The sequence below is a fragment of the Comamonas sp. w2-DMI genome (genome assembly GCF_040187735.1).
GTDB classification, from domain to species: Bacteria; Pseudomonadota; Gammaproteobacteria; order Burkholderiales; family Burkholderiaceae_C; genus Comamonas; species Comamonas terrae.
On record NZ_JBANEL010000023.1, the window covers coordinates 36,593 to 62,399 of the forward strand.

26 protein-coding genes and 1 tRNA gene are annotated in these 25,807 nt (G+C 60.6%); 25 read left to right on the forward strand and 2 right to left on the reverse strand.

The features are described 5' to 3' along the window. Window positions 1-70: 70 nt before the first annotated feature. Window positions 71-1,159, reverse strand: coding sequence for a bifunctional diaminohydroxyphosphoribosylaminopyrimidine deaminase/5-amino-6-(5-phosphoribosylamino)uracil reductase RibD (ribD, locus tag V8Z74_RS20525; protein WP_349710942.1), 1,089 nt, complete (start codon window positions 1,157-1,159; stop codon window positions 71-73). Between the two features lie 178 nt (window positions 1,160-1,337). Between ribD and V8Z74_RS20530 the strand changes: the two genes are divergently transcribed. The 7 genes from V8Z74_RS20530 to V8Z74_RS20560 are packed head-to-tail and all read left to right on the forward strand — an operon-like array spanning window position 1,338 to window position 8,535. Next, entirely contained in the window at window positions 1,338-1,925 is a 588-nt protein-coding gene (locus tag V8Z74_RS20530; protein ID WP_349710943.1) for a GspH/FimT family pseudopilin, read from the forward strand. Between the two features lie 17 nt (window positions 1,926-1,942). Continuing rightward, complete coding sequence (gene pilV, locus V8Z74_RS20535) at window positions 1,943-2,539, forward strand: type IV pilus modification protein PilV (protein WP_349710944.1); 597 nt, start codon at window positions 1,943-1,945, stop codon at window positions 2,537-2,539. Beyond that, window positions 2,536-3,519, forward strand: coding sequence for a PilW family protein (locus V8Z74_RS20540; RefSeq protein ID WP_349710945.1), 984 nt, complete (start codon window positions 2,536-2,538; stop codon window positions 3,517-3,519). Before pilV ends, V8Z74_RS20540 begins: the two co-directional genes overlap by 4 nt. Next, window positions 3,516-4,124 (forward strand): PilX N-terminal domain-containing pilus assembly protein, encoded by a 609-nt coding sequence (locus V8Z74_RS20545; RefSeq protein WP_349710946.1) that lies wholly within the window; start codon window positions 3,516-3,518, stop codon window positions 4,122-4,124. Before V8Z74_RS20540 ends, V8Z74_RS20545 begins: the two co-directional genes overlap by 4 nt. A 25-nt stretch (window positions 4,125-4,149) precedes the next feature. After that, on the forward strand, window positions 4,150-4,638 hold the full coding sequence (locus V8Z74_RS20550; RefSeq protein WP_349710947.1) for a type IV pilin protein: 489 nt from the start codon (window positions 4,150-4,152) through the stop codon (window positions 4,636-4,638). A 17-nt stretch (window positions 4,639-4,655) separates the two neighbouring features. Further along, the gene (locus V8Z74_RS20555; protein ID WP_349710948.1) at window positions 4,656-5,927 is read left to right on the forward strand and encodes a hypothetical protein; all 1,272 of its coding nucleotides are present in this window, start codon (window positions 4,656-4,658) and stop codon (window positions 5,925-5,927) included. Then, a complete protein-coding gene (locus tag V8Z74_RS20560; RefSeq protein ID WP_349710949.1) occupies window positions 5,818-8,535 on the forward strand; it encodes a pilus assembly protein in 2,718 nt (905 codons plus the stop codon). The genes V8Z74_RS20555 and V8Z74_RS20560 overlap by 110 nt, the downstream gene beginning before the upstream one ends. Before the next feature lie 7 nt (window positions 8,536-8,542). On the opposite strand, the gene V8Z74_RS20565 is transcribed toward V8Z74_RS20560, so the two are convergent. Beyond that, window positions 8,543-8,812, reverse strand: a complete 270-nt coding sequence (locus V8Z74_RS20565; RefSeq protein ID WP_349710950.1) for a hypothetical protein — start codon at window positions 8,810-8,812, stop codon at window positions 8,543-8,545. A 250-nt stretch (window positions 8,813-9,062) separates the two neighbouring features. Between V8Z74_RS20565 and rpsO the strand changes: the two genes are divergently transcribed. The 18 genes from rpsO (at window position 9,063) to nuoL (ending at window position 25,805) form a co-directional block, all read left to right on the forward strand. Continuing rightward, the gene (gene rpsO, locus V8Z74_RS20570; protein WP_011804393.1) at window positions 9,063-9,329 is read left to right on the forward strand and encodes a 30S ribosomal protein S15; all 267 of its coding nucleotides are present in this window, start codon (window positions 9,063-9,065) and stop codon (window positions 9,327-9,329) included. A gap of 204 nt (window positions 9,330-9,533) precedes the next feature. Continuing rightward, a complete protein-coding gene (pnp, locus tag V8Z74_RS20575) occupies window positions 9,534-11,780 on the forward strand; it encodes a polyribonucleotide nucleotidyltransferase (RefSeq protein WP_349710951.1) in 2,247 nt (748 codons plus the stop codon). Between the two features lie 114 nt (window positions 11,781-11,894). After that, entirely contained in the window at window positions 11,895-12,902 is a 1,008-nt protein-coding gene (locus V8Z74_RS20580; RefSeq protein ID WP_066472425.1) for an NAD(P)H-quinone oxidoreductase, read from the forward strand. Further along, window positions 12,899-13,645: a triose-phosphate isomerase gene (gene tpiA / locus V8Z74_RS20585; protein WP_349710952.1), complete on the forward strand. Its 747-nt coding sequence runs from the start codon at window positions 12,899-12,901 to the stop codon at window positions 13,643-13,645. Before V8Z74_RS20580 ends, tpiA begins: the two co-directional genes overlap by 4 nt. Before the next feature lie 57 nt (window positions 13,646-13,702). After that, the gene (gene secG / locus V8Z74_RS20590; RefSeq protein ID WP_349710953.1) at window positions 13,703-14,086 is read left to right on the forward strand and encodes a preprotein translocase subunit SecG; all 384 of its coding nucleotides are present in this window, start codon (window positions 13,703-13,705) and stop codon (window positions 14,084-14,086) included. Window positions 14,087-14,208: 122 nt separating this feature from the next. Then, window positions 14,209-14,293: transfer RNA gene (locus V8Z74_RS20595), tRNA-Leu, on the forward strand. Between the two features lie 74 nt (window positions 14,294-14,367). Then, window positions 14,368-14,727, forward strand: a complete 360-nt coding sequence (locus V8Z74_RS20600; RefSeq protein ID WP_066472410.1) for an NADH-quinone oxidoreductase subunit A — start codon at window positions 14,368-14,370, stop codon at window positions 14,725-14,727. A gap of 22 nt (window positions 14,728-14,749) precedes the next feature. After that, complete coding sequence (locus V8Z74_RS20605; RefSeq protein ID WP_066472408.1) at window positions 14,750-15,229, forward strand: NuoB/complex I 20 kDa subunit family protein; 480 nt, start codon at window positions 14,750-14,752, stop codon at window positions 15,227-15,229. A 9-nt stretch (window positions 15,230-15,238) separates the two neighbouring features. After that, entirely contained in the window at window positions 15,239-15,850 is a 612-nt protein-coding gene (locus tag V8Z74_RS20610; protein ID WP_349710954.1) for an NADH-quinone oxidoreductase subunit C, read from the forward strand. Between the two features lie 29 nt (window positions 15,851-15,879). Continuing rightward, complete coding sequence (locus V8Z74_RS20615) at window positions 15,880-17,133, forward strand: NADH-quinone oxidoreductase subunit D (RefSeq protein ID WP_066472402.1); 1,254 nt, start codon at window positions 15,880-15,882, stop codon at window positions 17,131-17,133. Further along, window positions 17,130-17,621 (forward strand): NADH-quinone oxidoreductase subunit NuoE, encoded by a 492-nt coding sequence (nuoE, locus tag V8Z74_RS20620; RefSeq protein WP_349710955.1) that lies wholly within the window; start codon window positions 17,130-17,132, stop codon window positions 17,619-17,621. Before V8Z74_RS20615 ends, nuoE begins: the two co-directional genes overlap by 4 nt. Continuing rightward, window positions 17,618-18,982, forward strand: coding sequence for an NADH-quinone oxidoreductase subunit NuoF (gene nuoF / locus V8Z74_RS20625; protein ID WP_349710956.1), 1,365 nt, complete (start codon window positions 17,618-17,620; stop codon window positions 18,980-18,982). Before nuoE ends, nuoF begins: the two co-directional genes overlap by 4 nt. 23 nt (window positions 18,983-19,005) lie before the next feature. Further along, complete coding sequence (gene nuoG / locus V8Z74_RS20630; protein ID WP_349710957.1) at window positions 19,006-21,126, forward strand: NADH-quinone oxidoreductase subunit NuoG; 2,121 nt, start codon at window positions 19,006-19,008, stop codon at window positions 21,124-21,126. Beyond that, window positions 21,123-22,199 (forward strand): NADH-quinone oxidoreductase subunit NuoH, encoded by a 1,077-nt coding sequence (nuoH, locus tag V8Z74_RS20635; RefSeq protein WP_066472382.1) that lies wholly within the window; start codon window positions 21,123-21,125, stop codon window positions 22,197-22,199. Before nuoG ends, nuoH begins: the two co-directional genes overlap by 4 nt. A gap of 12 nt (window positions 22,200-22,211) precedes the next feature. Further along, window positions 22,212-22,721 (forward strand): NADH-quinone oxidoreductase subunit NuoI, encoded by a 510-nt coding sequence (nuoI, locus tag V8Z74_RS20640; protein WP_066472379.1) that lies wholly within the window; start codon window positions 22,212-22,214, stop codon window positions 22,719-22,721. Between the two features lie 34 nt (window positions 22,722-22,755). Continuing rightward, entirely contained in the window at window positions 22,756-23,430 is a 675-nt protein-coding gene (locus tag V8Z74_RS20645) for an NADH-quinone oxidoreductase subunit J (RefSeq protein ID WP_349710959.1), read from the forward strand. After that, window positions 23,427-23,735, forward strand: coding sequence for an NADH-quinone oxidoreductase subunit NuoK (gene nuoK, locus V8Z74_RS20650; protein ID WP_066472374.1), 309 nt, complete (start codon window positions 23,427-23,429; stop codon window positions 23,733-23,735). Before V8Z74_RS20645 ends, nuoK begins: the two co-directional genes overlap by 4 nt. A 30-nt stretch (window positions 23,736-23,765) precedes the next feature. Next, window positions 23,766-25,805, forward strand: coding sequence for an NADH-quinone oxidoreductase subunit L (nuoL, locus tag V8Z74_RS20655; protein ID WP_349710961.1), 2,040 nt, complete (start codon window positions 23,766-23,768; stop codon window positions 25,803-25,805). The last annotated feature ends 2 nt before the right edge of the window (window positions 25,806-25,807 follow it).

Consider the following 25,807-nt stretch of genomic DNA (forward strand, 5'->3'; position numbering starts at 1 on the left):
GACGGCAGCGGCTACCGGATCAAAGGTTGGGGGCCGCCGGCCGCCTGGAGGTGCAAGGGCGGGCGCAGGTTCAGAAATCGGCGCGGCCCTGCACGCGTGCGATCACGCGCAGATCCGGCCCGATCGGCTGCACGCCCTGCCACTGCAGCGCCAGCGCCTGGGACAGCTCGTCCAGCGGGCCGAAGTTGGCGATGCCCATGCCGGCCGTGCCCAGCAGCTTGGGCGCCAGATACAGCAGGAATTCGTCCACCAGCCCTTCGCGGATCAATGAGCCGTTGAGCTTGAAGCCCGCCTCCACATGCAGCTCGTTGGTGCCGCGGGCCGCCAGATCCCGCAGCATGGCGGCCAGATCCACCTTGCCCTGCGCATTGGGCATATGAATAACCGTAGCACCTCGCGCCTGCAATTGCTCGATTCTGGATTGATTCGTGCTGCAAGTGTAGATCAGGCAACCGCTGGGTGCTTTCAAAACATGAGCGTCAGGCGGCGTCTCGAGCTGGCTGTCGACCACGGCCACGCGAGGCTGGCGCGGCGTTTCCACCTCGCGCACGTTCAGGCGCGGGTTGTCCTGCAGCACCGTGCCTATGCCGGTCAGTACCGTGCAGGCGCGCGCGCGCCAGGCATGGCCGTCGGCACGCGCCTCGGGCGAAGTGATCCACTGGCTGCGGCCGTTGTGCAGGGCCGTCACGCCGTCCAGCGAGCTGGCAGCCTTCATCCGGACCCACGGCGTGCCGCGCACCATGCGGCTGAAAAAACCGATGTTGAGCTCGCGCGATGCGGCGGCGCCGGGGCCGACCTCCACCTGCACGCCCGCCGCCCGCAGCCGCGCAAAGCCCTGGCCGGCCACCTGCGGATTGGGGTCCGTCAAGGAGCCCACCACCTTGCCGATGCCGGCGGCGATCAGCGCATCGCAGCAGGGGCCCGTGCGTCCATGGTGGGAACAGGGCTCCAGCGTCACGTAGGCCGTGGCGCCGTGCACATCATTGCCCCGGGCCGCCGCATCGCGCAGCGCCATGACCTCGGCATGCGGGCCGCCGGCCTGCTGGGTTGCACCTTGCCCCAATAGTGCGCCGTTGGCTGAGACGAGAACACAGCCCACCCGCGGATTGGGCGATGTGCGGAATATGGATGTGGCGGCTTGCTCCAGCGCAAGTCCCATCCAGGGCGATTGAGCTGGTTGAATTGGGTGTGAAGTCGGATGAGTGGTCATAAGACGCGAGAAGAGTCGGCTGCATTATCAGGATTCCGACGAGCGGAGGACATACGCGGATGGGTGGACTTGCCAGAACAGGGGAGGGGAGGCGAAGCTATGGCCATTCTGGAAGGCAATGTATCTCTTGAAACAAAACAATTCTTCTGCCCGAAGGCACATGAGGGGTCTGACGCTCATTGAGTTGTTGGTCACTATTGCCGTTTTGGCCGTTCTGATGGGTTTGGCAGCGCCATCCATGGCTCGATTTATCGGACAGTGGCGGGTGTCCAATGCTGTCAATGCTTTGACGGGGTCGCTGCGTCTGGCGCGTACCGAGGCCATTGCCAGAGGGCGGGTCGTTGTTATATGTAGCGTTCCCTCGAATTCATCGACAAGCTGCAAGAGCAATACGGGAACAGATGCTTACGCCAGCGGTTGGATTGTGTTCGCCAACAACGACGGCAACAGCGGTCTGACCTTTTCGGAAAGTAATGGCGACGAATTGCTGCTTCGCCAGGAAGCGCTGACAGGTATCGCGGACATCACGCTCAAGAACGGGGGCAAGTTCGTCTTTTACCCCAACGGTTTGACGAATCTGTCATCGGCCAATGGAGTGAATGTCGATGCCTCTGGCTATGTCTCCGCCAGCAAGACTCCTTGGGCGCGCAAGGCCTTTTGTATTTCCAAAGCCGGTCGCATTCGCTACGTGGCGGATAACAGCGATTGCAACTAACGGCTCGACTAATACTCATGCATATTCGACGTTCACATCGCGGAGCCACCCTTATTGAGGTCCTCATCTCCATGGTTGTGCTAGCGGTTGCCTTGTTAGGCATGGCGGGGCTGACCTCATCTGCCATCAAGTACAACCAGTTCTCTCGCATGCGCGCCACGGGCTTGAGCCTTGTCAATGACTATGCGGAGCGTGCGCGCTCCAATCTGGCTGGATTTGCCGACTACGCATATACCTCGGGGTACGATCCCAGCACGCGTTCTACGGCCACTTCCGATCCCACGCCGGCTCCCTCTGCTTGTATTGTGGATACCTCTGTTCCTGAGACGCCTATCAATACCTGTGGCAGTGCGATTGCGGCCTACGACCAATCGCAGTGGTTGACGAATGTGGCCAATCGACTGCCTGGTGGGACCGCTTATGTGACAACCGAACTGACTGACGTGCCTGCTGGAGTCAGCGGCGTGCCGGCCGGCCGTGTTCTCAACATCTGGCTCATGTGGACAGGAATCCTAGAAAGCGCGGGTTTTGCGTTGGCACAGACATGTCCCAGCGGTGCCAATATTCCTGCAGATGCATCCGTCAACTGCATGTATTTCCGGATCACGCTATGAAACGGATGAAATTTTCTCGCGGATCGGCCTCCGTGCAATTGAGCCGAGGCTTTACGTTGATCGAGTTGATGATCGCGCTGGTATTGGGTTTGGTCATCCTCGCTGCGGGCATGGCGGTATACGTCAGCTCCAGTCGAAGCAGCCAGGTTTCTCAGATGGAAACGCAGCTGAATGAGGATGGGATCCTTGCGTTGAACCTGATTCAGCAGCAGATCAAACAGGCCGGTTACTCCAGCCAAGTTATCCCAAGCAATGGAGCGACTGTGATGGGTAACTACGCAGGCTTGGCGGTGCGCGGTTGTGACAATGGCTTTGCCGATGCAAGCCTTGCCTTTGACAGCCTGAGCTGCAATAGCAGTGGCGGCAACGGCTCGGCGATTGCTATTCGCTACGAGGCGACAGCTGACAACACAGTTCCCACCAGCACCGGCTTACCCACCAACTGCATAGGCAATGGCATCAATGCTGTTACAGCTTCACAGGCGGCTCCGGCTCCTGCCCCACCTCCTGGCAATTACGCACTGGCTGATAACCGATACCTGGTGTCGATTTCCAGCAATCAGCCAGCGCTTTCCTGCAGAGGAGCGGAGGGCTCAGGTGCTGTAGGTGGCCTGGAGCCCCTCTTGGCGAATGTGGAGCGCATGCAAATCCTCTATGGTGTCGCCAGCAGGCCCAGCCGCGAACTGGCTGCTGCCTACGATGCCATGCGCCATCAGATTGTGAGCTATCTGGATGCGACATCCATTGATGCATTGCCCACGACTGGAGTGTTCCCCGATGAAACCCTGGATCGCTGGGGCCGGGTACTCAGCGTACGAGTGTGTCTGGTAATGCGTAGCGAACAGCCTGTGCGTGATGCTCCTGATGGCGGCTTTACCTACAAGGACTGCAACAATGCCGATGCCACTGCCACCGACGGGTATTTGCGCAGAACCTATACGACAACAGTGCTTCTGAGAAATCGGTTGATTGTTCAATGACTTCCAATCTCCTCATTACTCCCGTATGGCGAAGCGGCCGAGCTCGGGGCGAGCGCGGCGTGGTGCTGGTTGTCAGTCTGATACTGATTGTCATCCTGTCTCTGCTGGGAACTTTTGCCATTCGCAATGCCACACAGAGCGAGCGCAGCATCAACGGCGTTCGATCCGCCGAGGTGGCCCGAGAGGCGGCCGAGACCGCGTTGCGCTTTTGCGAGCAGATAGCCATGTTCGATGGCGATGGCAAAGATTACAGCGAGTTCGGTACCAGCGGCCTAAGGACCAAGATCATTGCTGTGCCAACCGTTGCCTCCGAGCTCGACACCAGTGCCGCCTGGCGTTCGGCTGATAGTTGGAAGGGCGACAGCGCGATTGCCGTTCCAGCCGCCTACTCCACCAAAAATTCAGGTGGGACTGTCGATGACGATGCAGCTGCATTGACCACAGCACCTCTGTGTCTGATTCAGAAGATAGACAACACAACGACCAAGCTGCAGGGCTACCTGATCACTGCGCGCGGTTTTGCGAATAACGCCAGCTTTAACTCCACCACGGGCAAGACCAGTCAAGGGGCGGAAGCCTGGCTGCAATCCGTGTTGACACGCTGAATCCGGCATCCCTTTGAGAACCCTCATGAAACTCCGACTCGCCATCCGTCCAAATCCTATTTCGGGCTTCACCCTGATCGAGCTCATGATCGTGGTGGCCATCATCGGCATTCTTGCGGCCGTGGCTTTGCCAAGCTATCAGGAGCATGTCCGCCGCTCTAAAAGGGCGGAAGCTGAGGCGTTAATGATGCAGGCCGTTCAATACATGCAGCGTTATTACTCGGCCAACGACAGATATACCTTGACCGCTGGAAATGTAAATACCGAAGCCGAACAGAAGAATGGCAGCAACAGCATGCTGCCCACCGGCTTGCGTCAATCCCCCACTTCTGGAGCGCAGAACTACACCCTCGCCGTCTTCGCCCGCGACAACCCACCGACCTACACCATCAAGGCAACGCGTACTGGCTCCATGACAGGGGATAAATGCGGCACCCTGGTGATCAATAGCATTGGAGAGAAGAAGGTGGAAAGCGCCGCATCCGGGGTGAGTGCGGCAGATTGCTGGAAATAAGAAGAGAAGGCATGCGCATGAAAATATCGCACATCTTATTCTCCGCTATTTTGGTTCAGGTTGGTCTCAATATGGGAGCTGCCTGGGCAGCCACGGAACCCAGTCAGGCGCCTTTATATAGCGCTGTTCCGGGGGCTAAGCCAAATTTGATGCTGGTTATGGATAATTCAGGTTCCATGGGATATGAATATCCTGATAGTTATTCATTGTTAAATACCTGTAAAGGTGGTGAGGGAACCGTATACCTGAGTGGAAGTTGGAGAAATTGCTCAAACTATAATAAAAATGGCATCGAATCGTATTACGGATGGTATTCCATGCGATCCAACGATTTTAACCTGCAATATTACAATCCTGCAATTACATATTTGCCGCGAGTAAACGCTAATGGAGTAGCTCAGTCTAATCCATTGGTATTTATAGATAACCAGTCATCGGGTCAGTTTAATTATTCAGCACCTGCTGCAGGTTATTCAATCAACTCGGGGAACGATCGCTTTCCTTTGTATACTGAGTACAGTAGCGCAATCAGCGCAAAAGGAACATTTACATATGTTCGATGTGCGAAAGGTGACTGCTCTGTAGCTAATAGGACGCAAATTGATATTACATACCCGCCTAGCGGAACTGTAAATCTGCCTGCAGGGCATAACCGTACCGACTGCGGTAAAAATGCAACCACTTGCTCAAAGGTGCAAGAACTGCAGAATGTCCTCAATTGGTATGTTTGGTATCGTAGTCGATCGCTTGCTGTTGGAACAGCGATTGGACAAGCGCTGCAGAGCTATGAGAATAAGTTTCGCATAGGCTACCTGCAGTACAATACCATCGGCAATAAGTCTTATGCAACGGCGTCATCCATACAGCGTGGAGTTAGATATTTTCGAGATGATTCCGGGAATACAGCAAATAACTGGAAAACCCAACTCTACGACTGGTTATATGGAATTGTTCCTGCGGGTGGAACACCATCCCATCAGGCGCTCTCATTGGTAGCGGATTATTATTCGGGTACTAGTAGCTATGCTGGCAGTACTAATGTGCGCTCTAGCTATGGAAATCCATGGAAAAATGACCCTGTCAGCACGAGTGTTGAGAGCAATGCTCAGGATTTGGCCTGTCGCAGGTCTTTTGCGATTGTGCTGTCAGATGGTGCGTGGAATAAAGGCACCAGTATCAATGCAAATTCTCAGTACGCAAGCAATGATGGCACGCAATCGTTCAGTGGCAAGCCGGGGGGGGAACTCCGCGACGCTGAAATACAGTCCCAACGGTGCATCGGGCTATGACAGCAGTGTCCTAACCACAAAGCTGAAAGCACGCAATCTGTATATCCCTTATAGTGATGGCAAGATCAGCTCCAAGGGGCTTGCGGATTTGACGGCGGATCTTTTCTGGAATAGGGATTTTTCCAAACTGGATAATAATGTGCTGCCATTGCCTGGGCAATATAATCCGGCTTTCTGGCAAAATCTAACCACTTATACTATTGGCTGGGGGCTGACGCCGTCAGGTGATGATGGGGTGACAGGTGGATTGACATGGGCCCAAATCAACAAATACAACAGCGATTGGCTTTCTGGGGTGGCGACGCCTGTCAAGCCAGCTTGGGCCAATGGAAAATCCAGTGTTGATCTAAATGCCGTGACCGATGATTCTCTGCGTGTAAATGATTTTATCCGCGCGGGCTATACTGGAGGGGGGCGATCCTATAGTGTGTATTCGGGTGAAGATGTGCGCAAAGCCATCTCCAATGCGTTAAGCAGCATGGTGGGGGCGGGCAACGATGCAGGTGTGGCTGTTTCGGGTAATAGTAGTGAATTTCAAACGCTGCAGAATCAATACAAATACACTACCGAATACCAGACTGTCGACAACAGTGGCGATGTCAAGGCGTTCGCTTTGAAGGCTGATGGTAGCTACGCTTCGGTAGATCCGTCGGGTAAGCCAGTGCCTGCATGGTCAGCGAATGCCCGTATGCCTGTGGTGGCAAGTCGTCAGATCTTTGCGCTGTCCAATTACGACCCGAACCTGGTGAACTCCGGGACCCGCCTAGCAATGACCTCCAGTACGACCCTGAGTAGCCTGCCGGCCGACCTCGTGGCCTTGCTGAATGCCAACAGTCTGCAGAAGACCGACGCCAGCTTTGTTCGTTATATGCTGGGCGAGGACCCGCAGATGGATGTGAATAACACCATTTACCGTTCCCGTACGACGCAGATCGGGGCTTCGGTGAATTCACCTCCGGTATTTGTGGGAGGGCGCATTGACATGGGCTACGACACCTATGGCGCGGTTGACGGCAAGAGCATTTATGCGAGCTACCGGAGCAGCAAAAAAGCGTTGCCTCCTACCATCTTCACGGCCACGAATGATGGCAAGGTGCACGTGCTGAATGCCGCAAAGGATGACACGACGCTTGCAGGTATTCCTGCTGGCACCGAGTTGGCAGCATTCATGCCCAAGGGCTCCATGGCAGCGCAGATCGACTTAGCAAGTTCGGCCTTCCGTTTCCGTTACGTGCTGGATGGCCCTTTGGTTGAGCACGATATTTACGACAAGGTGCAGACCAATAAATGGCGCCAGCTAGTGTTTGGCTCCGGTGGGCGTGCCGGCAGCTTTCTGTATGGTCTGGATTCGCCTCTGAATGCCGGTAATCGTACTCCAACGAAGGACAGCTTTTTATGGGAGGTGAATGCGCAGACAACGGGTTATGGCGATTTGGCAAGTGTGACCAATAACCCGACTGCGGGTCAGCTGGATGATGGCACATGGGTGGTGATCACGGGCAGCGGCCAGTATCCGGCATCCGACAAGAAAGTGGGCCTGTATGTAGTGAATGCGTTGACAGGCAAGCTGGTGAAATTCATTCCTTTGCCGGCAGGATGGGGAAGCGATGCTTCAGGGGGGAATCGTGGTCTGGGCGGTGTGGTTGCCGTGCGCGATACCAGCCGCAAGATCGTGGCAGCTTTTGCCGGCGATGCCAACGGCAATCTATGGCGTTTCGATCTGCGTACTTCCAGGTTTGCTGTGTCTTACGGGCGGCCGTTGTTCACCACGCCTGGCGGCAAGGCTCAACCCATCTATGCCGCGCCGGCTTGGCAGGCGCACCCTGGAGATGGCGGTACATGCGCCCGCAGCGAAACAGTGCAGTGCGGGGCCATGGTGACGATTGGTACGGGCATCCTGTTGGATGAAGATGACCTTGCTCAGCCGGCAGCGCGCCAAGCGATCTACGGTATCTGGGATAAGACGCCGATTGGTGGGGACGATGCTGCTGGTACGGCCAATGTTGCCCTTGCCGATCTGGTGGAGCAGACTATCGACTTGGCGTCGGCCAAGGCTGGTTCGGCAACTGAATCTGGCAAGACCTTCTACCAGGTCAGCTCGCGCAAGGTGGACTGGAAGAGCCAGCGTGGCTGGATGCTGAAGCTAGGTGCCATCAACTACAGTGGTGTCATGCCCAACGGTGAACGCGTGGTCGGCGATCTCTCGAATCTGGGCAGCAGCGTAGTTGTGTCATCGTTTATGCCGGAAGATAAAAATCTCACCATCGAGTCTTGCACGGCAACGGGCAGTTTGCCCAATGTCATTTATGTGTTGGATGCCTTGACCGGAGGGAATAAATATTCGTATGACATCGACTCCAACGGTGTCTTCGATGCCTACTCGACCGTATTCAATCCGGATGGTGGTTATACACGTGGCAATATGAATTCACGCAATTGGCTTGGACTGCCGAATGAAGGCTCGGTAGATCTGAAGCCGCAGACAGATTGCACCAACGACACGGGCTTTCTGACCGGCGTGGGCGGCACCCAGAAAATAGGCGACGGCTGCCCTGCTCCCAAGGTGTGGCGGCGCAGCTGGCGTCCCCTGGTCAAGGCCCCGTTTTGATGTTTGACTAAGGCCGGGCATATCCGAGGCAGGCGCCGCTATTGGGCCTGCCCCGGCATTCCCGGGACAGGCGCTTGTCGCGCTCTACTGACGTTTCCTCGGAGCTGCTGCGTGTGTTCTGGATCTTGATACGGTTGCTTTGGCGTTTGAATGTGCTTTTTCCTTCGCCTTTTTTTGCAGCCAGTACTGGAGGGGAGACGAAAGCGCAGGCGAGAACCAGCAGCGCTGCGCCGAACAAAGTTCGTGAAGTGACTGGTGAGAGGGCGAGCTGCGGCATGGCTGGCTCCTGAGCATGTCGATGCTGATAGAGTTGCCATTGTTCATGGCTGTCTGAACTCTTGCCCTAGGGTTTGCCTGAGCAAAGATCCGCTTTTATGCCAGCAAAGCTAGGGCGGCCCCTGGGGGGATGGCTGTTTGCTACAATTATCGGGTTTTGCATGGTGCAAGACGCACGCCGAGGCCTTTCCAGTCTTGGCGCAAGTAACCAAGGCGTCCCCTGGCGGGCGCCAAATCCTAAGGAAAACCAAATGATCGCTTCCTCCGTGAAGGCCGAAGTTGTTAAGGCCAATGCACGCTCTGCCAACGACACTGGCAGTCCTGAAGTGCAAGTGGCTCTGCTGACCGCTCGCATCAACGAACTGACTCCCCACTTCAAGCAGCACGCCAAGGACCACCACGGTCGCCGCGGCCTGCTGCGCATGGTGAGCCGCCGTCGCAAGCTGCTGGACTACCTGAAGGCCAAGGACGCTGACCGTTACACCGCACTGATCGCCAAGCTGGGCCTGCGCAAGTAAGCACGGTGAGAGATCGAAACGCCTGAGTTAGCCCGCTAGCTCAGGCGTTTTTTACTTCGGAGAGTGCAAGACAGAGCGAAGCTGTGTCATTCCAATGCTGCATTATTTATAGCACTTAGCGCAGCACTGGAATGGCATCGTGTTCTGTTTGTGCTCCAAACACAGGCTGGATGTGCGCATCCAGCTATCCAACAAGGAGTCAATATGACGATGTTCAACAAAGTGACCAAGACATTCCAATGGGGCCAGCACACGGTCACCATGGAAACCGGCGAGATCGCACGCCAGGCTTCGGGTGCCGTGCTCGTGAACATGGACGACACCGTGGTGCTGGCCACCGTGGTGGGTTCCAAGCAGGCCAAGGCCGGCCAGGATTTCTTCCCGCTGACCGTGGACTACATCGAGAAGACCTATGCCGCCGGCAAGATTCCCGGCAGCTTCTTCAAGCGCGAAGCCAAGCCCAGCGAACTCGAGACCCTGACCAGCCGCCTGATCGACCGGCCGATCCGCCCGCTGTTCCCCGAGGGCTTCTACAACGACGTGCATGTGGTCATCCACACCATCTCGCTGAACCCCGAAGTGGACGCCGACATCGCCGCCATGATCGCGACCTCGGCCGCGCTGGCCGTGTCCGGCATCCCGTTCAACGGTCCCATCGGTGCCGCACGCGTGGGCTACATCAATGGCGAATACGTGCTCAACCCCGGCCAGACCCAGCGCAAGGATTCGCAGATGGATCTGGTGGTCGCCGGTACCGAAGCTGCCGTGCTGATGGTGGAGTCCGAAGCCCTGCAGCTGCCTGAAGACGTGATGCTGGGCGCCGTGGTGTTCGGTCACGAGCAAGGCAAGATCGCCATCAACGCCATCCACGATCTGGTGCGCGAAGGCGGCAAGCCCGTCTGGGACTGGACCCCGCCCGCCAAGGACGAGGCCCTGATCGCCAAGGTCACCGAACTGGCCGAAGAGAAGCTGCGCGCTGCCTACCAGATCCGCAACAAGCAGGCCCGCACGCAAGCCTGCCGCGAAGCCTATGCCGGCGTCAAGGCCGCGCTGGCCGAGCAGGGTGTGGAATTCGATGCCGTCAAGGTGGAAGGCCTGCTGTTCGAGATCGAAGCCCGCATCGTGCGTTCGCAGATCCTGGCCGGCGAGCCCCGCATCGACGGCCGCGACACGCGCACCGTGCGTCCCATCGAGATCCGCAACTCCGTGCTGCCCCGTACCCACGGTTCGGCCCTGTTCACGCGCGGCGAAACCCAGGCGCTGGTGGTCTCCACGCTGGGTACCGAGCGCGACGCGCAGCGCATCGATGCGCTGGCCGGTGAATTCGAGGACCGTTTCCTGTTCCACTACAACATGCCTCCCTTTGCCACCGGCGAAGTGGGCCGCATGGGCTCGACCAAGCGCCGTGAAATCGGCCACGGCCGCCTGGCCAAGCGTGCGCTGGCCGCCTGCCTGCCCTCCAAGGAAGAGTTCCCCTACACCATCCGCGTGGTGTCGGAAATCACCGAGTCCAACGGCTCCTCGTCCATGGCTTCGGTCTGCGGCGGCTGCCTGTCCATGATGGACGCCGGCGTGCCCATGAAGGCGCACGTGGCCGGCATCGCCATGGGCCTGATCAAGGAAGACAACCGTTTCGCCGTGCTGACCGACATCCTGGGTGACGAGGACCACCTGGGCGACATGGACTTCAAGGTGGCCGGCACGACCAACGGCATCACGGCCCTGCAGATGGACATCAAGATCCAGGGCATCACCAAGGAAATCATGCAGGTCGCCCTGGCCCAGGCCAAGGAAGCGCGCATGCACATCCTGGGCAAGATGCAGGAAGCCATGGGCGAGGCCAAGGCCGAGATCTCGTCGTTCGCCCCCAAGCTGTACACGATGAAGATCAACCCCGAGAAGATCCGCGACGTGATCGGCAAGGGCGGCGCCACCATCCGTGCGCTGACCGAGGAGACCGGCACCCAGATCGACATCGCCGAAGACGGCACCATCACCATCGCGTCGAACGACGGTGCCAAGGCCGACGAAGCCAAGCGCCGCATCGAGGAGATCACGGCGGAAGTCGAAATCGGCAAGGTCTACGAAGGCCCGGTCACCAAGATCCTGGACTTCGGCGCGCTGGTCAACCTGCTGCCCGGCAAGGACGGCCTGCTGCACATCAGCCAGATCGCCCACGAGCGCGTGGAAAAGGTCGCCGACTACCTGCAGGAAGGCCAGGTCGTCAAGGTCAAGGTCCTGGAAACCGACGAGAAGGGCCGCGTCAAGCTGTCGATGAAGGCGCTGACCGAGCGTCCCGCCGGCATGCCCGAGCGTGAACCCCGCGAGCCGCGCGAACCCCGTGAGTACCGCGAGCGTGCTCCCCGCCAGAATCGCGAGCCCCGTGAACCGCGCGAGCCGCGCGAAAGCCGCGGCAACGCCGACGATCAGCAACAGCAGCAACAGCAATAAGCAAGGTGCGGAGCCGGTCGATTGGCTGGCTCCGCCATTGTTTTGATAGCTGCCTGCGCTTGCTGGGCAAGCGCTGCAGCCGTATTTGTTTCATAGTCGCCAAAGGTCTGCTACATGGATACAGCAACAATGCGTGCGGTGGAGATCACCGCTTTCGGGGCGCCCGAGGTGCTGCGCATGGGCGAGCGCCCCATGCCCGTGGCCGCCGAGGGTGAAGTCCTGATTCGCGTGGCGGCCAGCGGCATCAACCGACCGGACGTTCTGCAGCGCAAGGGCCACTATGCACCGCCGCCCGGCGCTTCGGATCTGCCGGGCCTGGAGGTGGCGGGCGTCATCGTGGCCGGCGACGAGGCTGCCATGGCGAAGGCCGGCTTCAAGCTGGGCGACCGGGTCTGTGCCCTGGTGGCTGGTGGCGGCTATGCGCAGTACTGCGTGGCGCCCGTGCCGCAATGCCTGCCCGTTCCGCAGGGGCTGAGCGATGTCGAGGCTGCGGCGCTGCCCGAGACCTTCTTCACGGTCTGGAGCAATGTGTTCGACCGGGGTGCCCTGCAGCCCGGCGAGACCTTGCTGGTGCAGGGCGGCAGCAGCGGCATCGGCGTCACGGCCATCCAGATCGCCAAGGCCTGGGGCGCGCAAGTCGTCGTGACGGCGGGCTCGGATGCCAAGTGCGAGGACTGCCTCAAGCTCGGCGCCGACCATGCGATCAACTACAAGACGCAGGACTTTGTCGCGGAGGTGCAGCGCATCACCGCGGGCGAGGGCGTCAATGTCATTCTCGACATGGTGGCCGGCAGCTATGTGGCGCGCGAGGTGCAATCCCTGGCAGCCGACGGCCGCCTGGTCATCATTGCGGTGCAGGGCGGCATCAAGGCCGAACTGGATGCCGGGCTGGTGCTGCGCAAGCGGCTGACCATCACCGGCTCCACGCTGCGGCCGCGTCCCGTGGCGTTCAAGGCCGCGATCGCCGATTCGCTGCGCCGCCATGTCTGGCCCATGATCGAGGCCGGCAAGGTGCGTCCCGCCATCTATCGCGAATTCGATGCAGCCGACGCGGCGCAGGCCCATGCGCTGATGGAGTCGAGCCAGCACACCGGAAAAATCGTTTTGACCTGGGAAAAATGAAGCAAAAACTCATTGTCGGCAACTGGAAGATGAACGGCAGTCTGGCTGCCAACGCGGCCTTGCTGCAGGCCCTCAAGCAGGGGCTGCCCGCAGGCGGCAAGGCGGGTGTGGCCGTGGCGGCGCCCGCCGTCTATCTGGCGCAGCTGCAGGCCGAGCTGTCGGGTTCCTCCATCGGCATCGGCGCACAGGACGTGTCGCAGCACGAGCAGGGCGCTTTCACCGGCGAAGTCTCGGCAGCCATGCTCAAGGAGTTCGGCGTGCGCTATGCGCTGGTCGGCCATTCCGAGCGCCGCCAGTACCATGGCGAAACCGATGCCGTGGTGGCGGCCAAGGCGCAAGCCGCGCTGGCCAAGGGCGTCACGCCCATCGTCTGCGTGGGTGAGACGCTGCAGGAGCGCGAGGCGGGCCAGACCGAAGCCGTGGTCAAGCGCCAGCTGGCGGCCGTGATCCATCAGGTCGGCCCCTGCGTGAGCGAACTGTTCGTGGCATACGAACCTGTCTGGGCCATCGGCACCGGAAAGACGGCCACGCCCGAGCAGGCGCAGGCGGTGCATGCCGTATTGCGTGCGCAGCTGGCTGCGGCAACCGAGCATGCCGGCCGCGTGCCGCTGCTCTACGGCGGCAGCATGAATGCCGCCAATGCGGCCCAGTTGCTGGCCCAGAACGACATCGATGGCGGCCTGGTGGGAGGTGCTTCCCTCAAGGCGGCCGATTTCTTGACCATTGTTGCTGCAGCTCAATAAAGGCTTGCCGGCCTCTTCGGGCCGGGCAGCGGCACTTATACGATTACAGGGTTTCTTATGAACGTTTTGTCCAGCGTCATTCTCGCGGTCCAGATGCTTGCAGCACTGGGCATGATCGGCCTGATCCTCATCCAGCACGGCAAGGGTGCGGACATGGGGGCATCCTTTGGCAGCGGCAGCTCCGGCAGCCTGTTCGGCGCCTCCGGCAGCGCCAACTTCCTGTCGCGCACCACGGCCGTGCTGGCTTCGGTGTTCTTCGTGGCCACTCTGGCGCTGGCCTACCTGGGCAACTCGCGCCCGGTGAGCTCCGGCAGCGTGCTGGAAGGCGCCGCGGTGACGGCGCCTGCCGCGCCCGCAGCTCCCGCTCAGCCTGCTGCTGGCGACGTGCCTGCAGCACCGGCCGCCGGGGCCGAGGGTGCTGCGCAGATTCCCACCAAATAATTAAAAGAAAACCCTGACGAACTTCGGAAGCACCGTGTTTTTCAGGGTAGAATCTAGGGATTGTCTGGGGATCAAAATCTTTGCAATGAAGGTTTCCGAGGTTGCCGGACTTTGAAGGCGAAGCCGTCGTGGTGGAATTGGTAGACACGCTATCTTGAGGGGGTAGTGGCGAAAGCTGTGCGAGTTCGAGTCTCGCCGACGGCACCAACACATAACTAAAAGCCTGCCCTGCTGATCAGGCAGTGATCTGTAGGGCATGTCTTTCACACAAGGCCCACACGATGAACATCGATCAGTACCTTCCCGTTCTATTGTTCATTCTCATTGGCATGGCGGTGGGCGTTGTGCCCCTGACCCTGGGTTACATCCTCGGTCCCAACCGTCCTGACGCTGCCAAGAATTCCCCTTACGAATGCGGCTTTGAGGCCTTTGAAGACGCGCGCATGAAGTTCGACGTGCGCTACTACCTCGTCGCCATTCTGTTCATCCTGTTTGATTTGGAAATCGCATTCCTGCTGCCCTGGGCCGTTGCGCTCAAGGAAGTCGGCGGTGCGGGTTTCGTTGCCGTTCTGATTTTCCTGGCCATTCTGGTCGTGGGCTTTGCCTACGAGTGGAAAAAAGGCGCCCTGGATTGGGAATGAACGGCTTCTCTGAGGTGACACGATGATCGAAGGCGTGATGAAGGAAGGCTTTATCACCACCAGTTACGACACGGTGGTGAATTGGGCCAAGACAGGGTCGATCTGGCCCATGACGTTCGGCCTGGCCTGCTGTGCCGTGGAAATGATGCATGCCGCTGCTGCGCGTTATGACATCGGCCGCTTCGGCTCGGAAGTGTTCCGCGCCAGCCCGCGTCACTCGGACCTGATGATTGTTGCCGGCACGCTGTGCAACAAGATGGCTCCGGCCATGCGCAAGGTCTATGACCAGATGTCCGAGCCGCGCTGGGTGCTCTCCATGGGCTCCTGCGCCAACGGCGGCGGCTACTACCACTACAGCTACTCGGTGGTGCGCGGCTGCGACCGCATTGTTCCGGTGGATGTGTATGTGCCCGGCTGTCCTCCGACAGCGGAAGCGTTGATCTACGGCATCATTCAGCTGCAGCAGAAGATCCGCCGTACCCACACCATCGCTCGCGTTTAAAGGGCTGAGATGACTGCAATCGCAATTCACCCCGAAAAGCTTCGGGATGTGGTGGCTGCTGCCTTGGGCGAAAAGGCCCGCAGCGTCACGCTGGCACTCGATGAAGTGACGGTGGAGGTTTCCGCGGACAAGTATCTGGACGTGATGCAGACCCTACGCAATGCGCCGGACTGCAAGTTCGAGATGCTGGTGGACCTGTGCGGTGTCGACTATTCGACCTATGCGGAAGTGGGCAGGGAAGGCGCCCGCTTTGCCGTGGTGTCCCATCTGATGTCCCTGACCCTCAACCAGCGCGTGCGCGTGCGCGTGCTGTGCCCCGACGACGATTTCCCCGTCGTGCCTTCGGTCAACGGCATCTGGAATTCGGCCAACTGGTTCGAGCGCGAGGCGTTCGACCTGTTCGGCATCGTGTTCGACGGCCACGACGACCTGCGCCGCATCCTGACCGACTACGGCTTCATCGGTCATCCGTTCCGCAAGGACTTCCCCCTGTCGGGCTATGTGGAAATGCGTTACGACGCCGAGCAGCAGCGCGTGGTGTACCAGCCTGTCACCATCGAGCCGCGTGAAATCACTCCGCGCATCATCCGTGAGGAAAACTACGGCGGAGGCCTGCACTGAGGGCGCGCGTCGCCTTCTGACGGAAGACCATGGCTGAAATCAAGAATTACTCCCTGAACTTTGGTCCGCAGCACCCGGCAGCGCACGGTGTGCTGCGTCTGGTGCTGGAGCTCGACGGCGAAGTGGTGCAGCGTGCTGACCCCCACATCGGCCTGCTGCACCGCGCGACCGAGAAACTGGCCGAAAGCAAGACCTACATCCAGTCGCTGCCCTACATGGACCGGCTGGACTATGTGTCCATGATGTGCAACGAGCACGCCTACTGCCTGGCCATCGAAAAGCTGCTGGGCCTCGAGGTGCCCATCCGTGCCCAGTACATCCGCGTGATGTATTCGGAAATCACCCGCATCATGAACCACCTGATGTGGCTGGGTTCCAGCGGCAACGACGCCGGCAGCTCCACCATCCTGATCTACACCTTCCGTGAGCGTGAAGACCTCATGGACATGTACGAGGCGGTTTCGGGCGCGCGCATGCACGCGGCCTACTTCCGTCCCGGCGGCGTGTACCGCGACCTGCCGGACACCATGCCCCAGTACAAGGCCAGCAAGGTGCGCAATGCGCGCGCGCTGGAGCAGCTCAACGAAACCCGCCAGGGCTCGCTGCTGGACTTCATCGACGCCTTCACGCAGCGCTTCCCCAAGTGCTGCGACGAATACGAAGTCCTGCTGACCGACAACCGCATCTGGAAGCAGCGCAACGTCGACATCGGCGTGGTGACTGCCGAGCGCGCCATCAACCTGGGCATGACCGGCCCCATGCTGCGCGGTTCCGGCGTGGCCTGGGACCTGCGCAAGTCGCAGCCCTACGATGCCTATGACAAGGTCGACTTCGACGTGCCCGTGGGCGCGACCGGCGACTGCTACGACCGCTACCTGGTCCGCGTGGCCGAAATGCGCGAGTCCAACCGCATCATCAAGCAGTGCGTGGACTGGCTGCGCGCCAATCCCGGCCCGGTGATCACGGACAACCACAAGGTGGCTCCGCCGTCCCGCGAGGCCATGAAGTCCAACATGGAAGAGCTGATCCACCACTTCAAGCTCTTCACCGAAGGCTTCAAGGTGCCCGAAGGCGAGGCCTATGCAGCCGTGGAACACCCCAAGGGTGAATTCGGCATTTATTTGATCAGCGATGGCGCCAACAAGCCCTATCGCCTGAAGATCCGTCCACCAGGATTCGTGCACCTGGCCGCTCTCGACGAGATGAGCCGTGGCCACATGCTGGCTGACGCCGTGATGGTGCTCAGTACCCTGGACATCGTGTTTGGAGACGTTGACCGATGATTACCGAAGCGACCAAGGAACGCTTTGCGCGTGAGGTGGCCAAGTATCCGGCTGACCAGAAACAGTCTGCCGTGATGGCCTGCCTGTCCATCGTGCAGCAGGAGCAGGGCTGGGTGAGCGCCGAGAGCGAAGCCGTGATTGCCGAATTTCTGGGCATGCCCGAAATCGCGGTGCACGAAGTCACCACCTTCTACAACATGTACAACCAGCGCCCCGTTGGCAAGTACAAGCTGAACGTCTGCACCAACCTGCCTTGCCAACTGCGCGACGGCTACAAGGCGCTGCACCACCTGGAGCACAAGCTGGGCATCAAGATGGGCGAAACCACGCCCGACGGCATGTTCACGCTGCAGCAGTCGGAGTGCCTGGGCGCCTGCGCCGATTCCCCGGTGATGCTGGTCAACGACCGTTGCATGTGCAGCTTCATGAGCAACGAGAAGCTCGACGAGCTGGTGGACGGCCTGCGCGCTGCGGAGGGCAAGGCATGAGCACCATTCTGAACAATCCCGCCGCCAATGCGGTGCTGGCCAAGTTCGCCTCCTCGGGCAACGAAACCTGCTTTCACGACCGCCATATCAATCCGCAGATCTATGCGGATCTGAACGGCAGCAACTGGTCCATCAAGGACTACGAGGCACGCGGCGGCTACCAGGCGCTGCGCAAGATCCTGGGCAAGGACGGCGGCGAAGGCCTGACCCAGGATCAGGTGATCGCCACCGTCAAGGAATCCGGCCTGCGCGGCCGTGGCGGCGCGGGCTTTCCGACCGGCCTGAAGTGGAGCTTCATGCCCCGCCAGTTCCCCGGACAGAAGCACCTGGTGTGCAACTCGGACGAGGGCGAGCCCGGTACCTGCAAGGACCGCGACATCCTGATGTTCAACCCCCACATCGTGATCGAGGGCATGATCATTGCCGCGTATGCGATGGGCATCAGCGTCGGCTACAACTACATTCACGGCGAGATCTTCCAGGTCTACGAGCGCTTCGAGGCCGCTCTGGAGGAAGCCCGTGCCGCCGGCTATCTGGGCGACAACATCCTGGGCAGCAGCTTCAGCTTCCAGCTGCATGCGCACCATGGCTTCGGGGCCTATATCTGCGGCGAGGAGACCGCGCTGCTGGAATCGCTGGAAGGCAAGAAGGGCCAGCCCCGCTTCAAGCCGCCGTTCCCGGCCAGCTTCGGCCTGTACGGCAAGCCGACGACCATCAACAACACCGAAACCTTTGCGGCCGTTCCCTGGATCATCCGCAACGGCGGCCAGGCCTATCTGGAGTGCGGCAAGCCCAACAACGGCGGCACCAAGATCTTCTCGGTCAGCGGCGACGTGAACCTGCCCGGCAACTACGAGATCCCGCTGGGCACGCCATTCTCCAAGCTGCTGGAGCTTGCAGGCGGCGTGCGCACCGGCCGCAAGCTCAAGGCCGTGATCCCCGGCGGCTCCTCGTCGCCCGTGCTGCCGGCCGACATCATCATGGAATGCACCATGGACTACGACTCCATCGCCAAGGCCGGCTCCATGCTGGGTTCCGGGGCGGTGATCGTGATGGACGATTCGCGCGACATGGTCGAGAGCCTGCTGCGCCTGTCGTACTTCTACCAGCACGAGTCCTGCGGCCAATGCACGCCCTGCCGTGAAGGCACGGGCTGGCTGTGGCGCGTGGTCAATCGTATTCAGCACGGCGAAGGCCGTCCGGAAGATATCGAGCTGTTGGACTCGGTGTCCGTGAACATCATGGGCCGCACGATCTGTGCGCTGGGCGATGCGGCAGCCATGCCGGTGCGCGCCATGATCAAGCACTTCCGCCACGAGTTTGAAGCGAAGATCCAGAACGCTTCCAAGCAGGCTGCGTAAGCGCCTGATCGCGAGACAAGCATATGGTTGAAATTGAACTGGACGGAAAAAAGGTGGAGGTCTCGGAAGGCAGCATGGTCATGCATGCTGCCGAGAAGGCCGGCTCCTATATTCCTCACTTCTGCTACCACAAGAAGCTCTCCATTGCGGCCAACTGCCGCATGTGCCTTGTGGACGTTGAAAAGGCTCCCAAGCCCATGCCTGCCTGCGCCACGCCCGTGACGCAAGGCATGATCGTGCGCACCAAGAGCGAAAAGGCCATCAAGGCGCAACAGTCGGTGATGGAGTTCCTGCTCATCAATCACCCGCTGGACTGCCCCATCTGCGACCAGGGCGGCGAATGCCAGCTGCAGGATCTGGCAGTGGGCTATGGCGCCAGCAGCTCGCGCTACGAGGAAGAAAAGCGCGTGGTGTTCCACAAGAACGTGGGCCCGCTGATTTCCATGGAGGAAATGAGCCGCTGCATCCACTGCACACGCTGCGTGCGCTTCGGCCAGGAAGTGGCCGGCGTCATGGAGCTGGGCATGATCAACCGTGGCGAGCATTCCGAGATCACCACCGTGGTGGGCGATACCGTGGATTCCGAGCTGTCGGGCAACATGATCGACATCTGCCCCGTGGGCGCGCTGACCAGCAAGCCCTTCCGCTACAGCGCCCGCACCTGGGAGCTGTCGCGCCGCAAGTCGGTCTCTCCGCATGACTCCACCGGCGCCAACCTGATCGTCCAGGTCAAGAACCACAAGGTGCTGCGCGTCGTGCCCTTCGAGAACGAGGAAGTCAACGAGTGCTGGATCGCCGACCGTGACCGCTTCTCGTACGAAGCACTCAACAGCGACGAACGCCTGACCCGCCCCATGCTCAAGCAGGGCGGCGAGTGGAAGGAAGTCGACTGGCAGACAGCCCTGGAATACGTGGCCAACGGCCTGCAGCAGATCAAGAGCCAGCACGGCGCCAGCGCCATTGGCGCCCTGGTGAGCCCGCACAGCACGCTGGAAGAACTGTATCTGGCCGGCAAGCTGGTGCGCGGCCTGGGCAGCGAGAACATCGACTACCGCCTGCGCAATGCCGAGTTCGCTGCCACCCAGGGCGTGCAGTGGCTGGGCCTGCCCATCGCCGGCCTGTCGACCCTGCAGTCGGCGCTGGTCGTCGGCTCCAACCTGCGCAAGGATCACCCGCTGTTCGCACAGCGCATCCGCCAGGCTGCCAAGAAGGGCTGCAAGGTTTTTGCCATCAACGAGCGCGTGTACGACTGGGCCCTGCCCGTCAACGCTTCGGTGGTTGCTGCCGCGGACTGGGCCCAGGCCCTGGCCGACGTGGCTGCTGCCGTGGCGCAGGCCAAGGGCGTGGACGCACCGGTGGCTGCGACTGCCCACAACGAGGCGCAGGCCATCGCTGCCGCGCTGCTGGCTGGCGAGCACAAGGCCATTTTGCTGGGCAATGCCGCCGCGCACCACGCACAGGCTTCCACGCTGCTGGCCCTGGCCAACTGGATTGCCGAGCAGACCGGTGCCAGCGTTGGCTACCTGACCGAAGCCGCCAACACCGTGGGCGCGCAGTGGGTCAAGGCCGTCCCTGGCGCCAACGGCCAGAACGCCGGCCAGATGCTGGCTGGAGGCCTGAAGGCAGCCATCCTGCTGAACAACGAACCCGAGTTCGACAGCGCTGCCGGCAAGGCCGCTGGCGAAGCGCTGGCCAAGGCCGAAATGGTCGTGACCCTGAGCCCGTTCAAGGCCAACATGGAATTCAGCGATGTGCTGCTGCCCATCGCGCCGTTCACCGAAACCTCCGGCAGCTTCGTGAATGCCGAAGGCCGCGTGCAGGGCTTCCACGCCGTGGTCAAGCCGCTGGGCGATACCCGTCCGGCCTGGAAGGTGCTGCGCGTGCTGTCCAATCTGCTGGGCATTTCCGGCGTGGACTACGAGACCTCCCAGGAAGTGCTGGCCGCTGCCACGGGCGGCGTCGCCCAAGTGCCTGCCGGCCAGCTCAGCAATGCCGCCAAGGCCGTGAGCAGCCTGCCGGCCGCCGGCAGCATGCCTGCACCGGTGGTGGCAAGCATTTACCAGCTCGACAGCATTGTGCGCCGCGCAACGTCGCTGCAATTGACGGCCGATGCCCGTCAGGTTCGTGAGGGAGGCGCCGCATGATCGACGCATTGAAAGTCTGGGGCGCCGGCTTGTCCACGGCCCCTTTCTGGACCGACGTGGCCTGGCCCGTCATCTGGATTCTGCTGGGTATCGTGGCCATCGTGGCGCCGCTGATGGGCGCCGTGGCCTACCTGACGCTGTGGGAACGCAAGCTGCTCGGCTTCATGCAGATCCGCCTGGGCCCCAACCGCGTGGGCCCCATGGGCCTGCTGCAGCCTCTGGCAGACGGCCTGAAGCTGCTGACCAAGGAACTGATCCAGCCCACGCGCGCAGCCAAGGGCCTGTTCTACGTGGGCCCCGTCATGGCCATCATGCCGGCCCTGGCGGCCTGGGTGGTGATTCCCTTCGGCCCCGAAGTGGCGCTGACCAACGTCAACGCCGGCCTGCTGCTGATGATGGCCATTACTTCGATCGAAGTCTATGGCGTGATCATCGCCGGCTGGGCATCGAACTCCAAGTACGCCTTCCTGGGCGCGCTGCGCGCTTCGGCACAGATGGTCAGCTATGAAATCGCGCTGGGCTTCTGCTTCCTGGTGGTCATCATGGTCACGGGCAGCATGAACCTCACGCAGATCGTGATGAGCCAGGCGCATGGCCAGTTCGCCTCCATGGGCGTGGGCATCCTGTCCTGGAACTGGCTGCCGCTGCTGCCCATCTTCATCGTCTACCTGATTTCGGTCGTGGCCGAAACCAACCGCCACCCCTTCGACGTGGTGGAAGGCGAAGCCGAAATCGTGGCCGGCCACATGGTCGAGTATTCGGGCATGGGCTTCGCGGTCTTCTTCCTGGCCGAATACGCCAGCATGTGGCTGGTGTCCATTCTGGCCGTGATCATGTTCCTGGGCGGCTGGCTGCCTCCGGTCGACTTCCTGGGCTTCATCCCGGGCTGGATCTGGCTTGCCATCAAGACCTTCCTGGTCGTGTCCTGCTTCATCTGGATCCGCGCAACGTTCCCGCGCTTTCGCTACGACCAGATCATGCGCCTGGGCTGGAAGATCTTCATTCCGGTCACCCTGGTGTGGCTGATCGTTGTGGGTGCCTGGCTGTACTCGCCCTGGAACATCTGGAACTAAAGCGGAGTACGTATGTCTGCGGTTGCTGCAACTCCTTTTTCCTTCAAAGACTTCCTCAAGAGCTTCATGCTCTGGGAGCTGGCCAAGGGCATGGCCCTGACCGGCCGCTACACCTTCCGTCGCAAGATCACGGTGCAGTTCCCCGAGGAAAAGACTCCCCTGTCGCCACGCTTCCGTGGCCTGCATGCGCTGCGCCGTTATGACAACGGCGAAGAGCGCTGCATTGCCTGCAAGCTGTGCGAGGCCGTCTGCCCGGCCATGGCCATCACCATCGAATCCGACGTTCGTGACGACGGTTCGCGTCGCACCACGCGTTACGACATCGACCTGACCAAGTGCATCTTCTGCGGTTTCTGCGAGGAAAGCTGCCCGGTGGACTCCATCGTGGAGACGCACATCTTCGAATATCACGGCGAAAAGCGCGGTGACCTCTACTTCACCAAGGACATGCTCCTGGCCGTAGGCGACCGCTATGAAGCCGAGATCGCTGCCAACAAGGCAGCCGATGCCAAGTACCGCTGAAGCGGCTGCCTGATCACTTGAAAAGATTCGATCCATGGACGCCAAAACTGGTTTTTTCTATTTGTTCTCGGCAGTGCTGCTGTTCGCAGCCTTCCGGGTGATCACGGCCCGCAATCCCGTGCATGCCGTGCTCAATCTGATCCTGGCCTTCTCCCAGGCCGCGGCCATCTGGCTGCTGCTCAAGGCCGAGTTCCTGGGCATCGCCCTGGTGCTGGTCTACCTGGGCGCCGTGATGGTGCTGTTCCTGTTCGTCGTGATGATGCTGGACATCCGCATCGATGCGCTGCGCCGTGGCTTCTGGAAGCACTTCCCGTTCGCCGCGCTGATCGGCGCACTGATTGCCTTTGAAATGGGCATGGTGCTGATGGGCGGCTTCGGCGATGTCGAAGAGTCCAAGGCCGTGGCGGCGACCGCCGTCAATGCGGCCGGCCAGGCGGTGCAGTACTCCAACACCCAGGAGCTGGGCAAGCTGCTGTACACCAAGTACCTGTATCCGGTGGAAATCGCTGCCGTGATCCTGCTGGTGGCCATGATTGCCGCGATCGCCCTGACGCTGCGCAAGCGCAAGGACAGCAAGGCCGTCAACCCGGCGCAGCAGATCCGCGTGCGTGCCCAGGACCGCATCAAGCTGGTCAAGCAGCCGGTCACCCAGCCCCCGCAACAACCTGCCGCCGAAGCCGTGGCGCCTGCCGTGGAGACAAAAGCATGACGCTGACTCTGGGCCATTTTCTGACGCTGGGCGCCATGCTGTTCGCGCTCGCCGTGGTTGGCATCTTTCTGAACCGCAAGAACCTGATCGTCTTGCTCATGGCCATCGAGCTGATGCTGCTGGCCGTGAACATGAACTTCGTGGCGTTCTCCAGCTATCTGGGCGACATGAACGGACAGGTGTTCGTGTTCTTCATCCTGACGGTGGCTGCCGCTGAGTCGGCCATCGGTCTGGCGATCCTGGTGCTGCTGTTCCGTAACAAGAGCAGTATCGATGCGGAAGATCTCAACGCCCTCAAGGGCTGAGTCCGCCCGTTACTTGCAAGGTTCTCAAGAATGAGTCAAACCCTTTCTGCATCCATGCTGCTCGCGGTGCCGTTGGCGCCGCTGGCCGGCTCCGCGCTCGCGGGTATCTGGGGCACCGCCTTCGGCGGCAACAAGATTGGTCGCACCGGCAGCAGCTCCCTGACGATCCTGGGCGTGCTGGTCGCCTTCATCCTGTCGGCCCTGGTGTTCCAGAGCGTCGTCTTCGACGGCGCCAAGTTCAACGAGACCATCTACACCTGGATGGTGGTCGGCGGCCTGAAGATGGAGGTCGGCTTCCTGATCGACTCCCTGACGGCCATGATGATGTGCGTGGTGACCTTCGTGTCGCTGATGGTGCACATCTACACCATGGGCTACATGGCCGAAGACGACGGCTACGACCGTTTCTTCTCCTACATCTCGCTGTTCACCTTCTCCATGCTGATGCTCGTGATGAGCAACAACATGCTGCAGCTGTTCTTCGGCTGGGAAGCCGTGGGCCTGGTGTCCTACCTGCTGATCGGTTTCTACTTCAAGAAGGAATCGGCCATCTTCGCCAACCTGAAGGCCTTTCTGGTCAACCGCGTCGGCGACTTCGGCTTCATCCTGGGCATCGGCCTGATCGCTGCCTACACCGGCACGCTGAACTACTCGGAAATCTTCGCCAAGCTGCCCGAGATCCAGAACACCCAGCTGCCCGGCACGGGCTGGATGCTGGTGACCGTGGCGGCCATCTGCCTGTTCGTGGGCGCGATGGGCAAGTCGGCCCAGTTCCCGCTGCATGCCTGGCTGCCCGACTCCATGGAAGGCCCGACCCCCATCTCGGCGCTGATCCACGCCGCCACCATGGTGACGGCCGGCATCTTCATGGTCTCGCGCATGTCGCCGCTGTACGAGCTGTCGGACGTGGCGCTGAACTTCATCCTGGTGATCGGCTCCATCACGGCACTGTTCATGGGTATCCTGGGCATCATCCAGAACGACATCAAGCGCGTGATCGCGTACTCCACGCTGTCGCAGCTGGGCTACATGACCGTGGCGCTGGGCGTTTCCGCCTACTCGGTGTCCGTGTTCCACCTGATGACCCACGCCTTCTTCAAGGCCCTGCTGTTCCTCGGCGCCGGTTCGGTCATCATGGGCATGCACCACAACCAGGACATCCGCTGGATGGGCGGCGTGCGCAAGTACATGCCCATCACCTGGATCACCTTCCTGCTGGGCAACCTGGCGCTGATCGGCACGCCGTTCTTCTCGGGCTTCTACTCCAAGGACGCCATCATCGAAGCGGTGCATGCATCGCACCTGCCCGGAGCCGGCTTTGCCAGCTTCGCGGTGCTGGCCGGCGTGTTCATCACCGCCTTCTACTCCTTCCGCCTGTACTTCATCGTCTTCCACGGCAAGGAGCGCTACGACCAGAATCCCGACGCGCACCACGATGACCACCATGGTCATGACGACCACCACGGCCATGGCCACGATGCCAAGCCGCATGAGTCGCCTGCCGTCGTGACCGTGCCGCTGATCCTGCTGGCCATTCCCTCGGTGGTGATCGGTGCCATGGCGCTGGACACCATGGTGCTCGGCGGCTTCTTCAAGGATGTGATCTTCGTCGACGGCGCCAAGCACCATGCGATGGCCGAGCTGGCCGAAGAGATCCACGGCTGGGTGCCGATGGCGCTGCACGGCTTCACGGCCGCACCGTTCTGGCTGGCCCTGGCCGGTGTGCTCGTGTCCTATGTGTTCTACATGGTCAAGCCCGGGATTCCGGCCGCCATCATGGCCTTCTCCAAGAAGATCGGCCTGTACCAGGTGCTGGAAGGCAAGTACGGCGTGGACTGGGTCTACGAGAACATCTTCGCCCGCGGCGGCCGCGCCTTCGGCACGCTGTTCTGGAAGGTCGGCGACCAGGCCATCATCGATGGCGCCATCGTGAACGGTTCCTGGAAACTCATGGCCAAGTTCGGCCAGTGGGTGCGCGGCCTGCAGTCGGGCTATCTCTATCACTACGCGTTGGTCATGATCCTGGGCATCTTTGCGCTCATGACGTACTTCGTGTGGCTCAACAAGTAGTA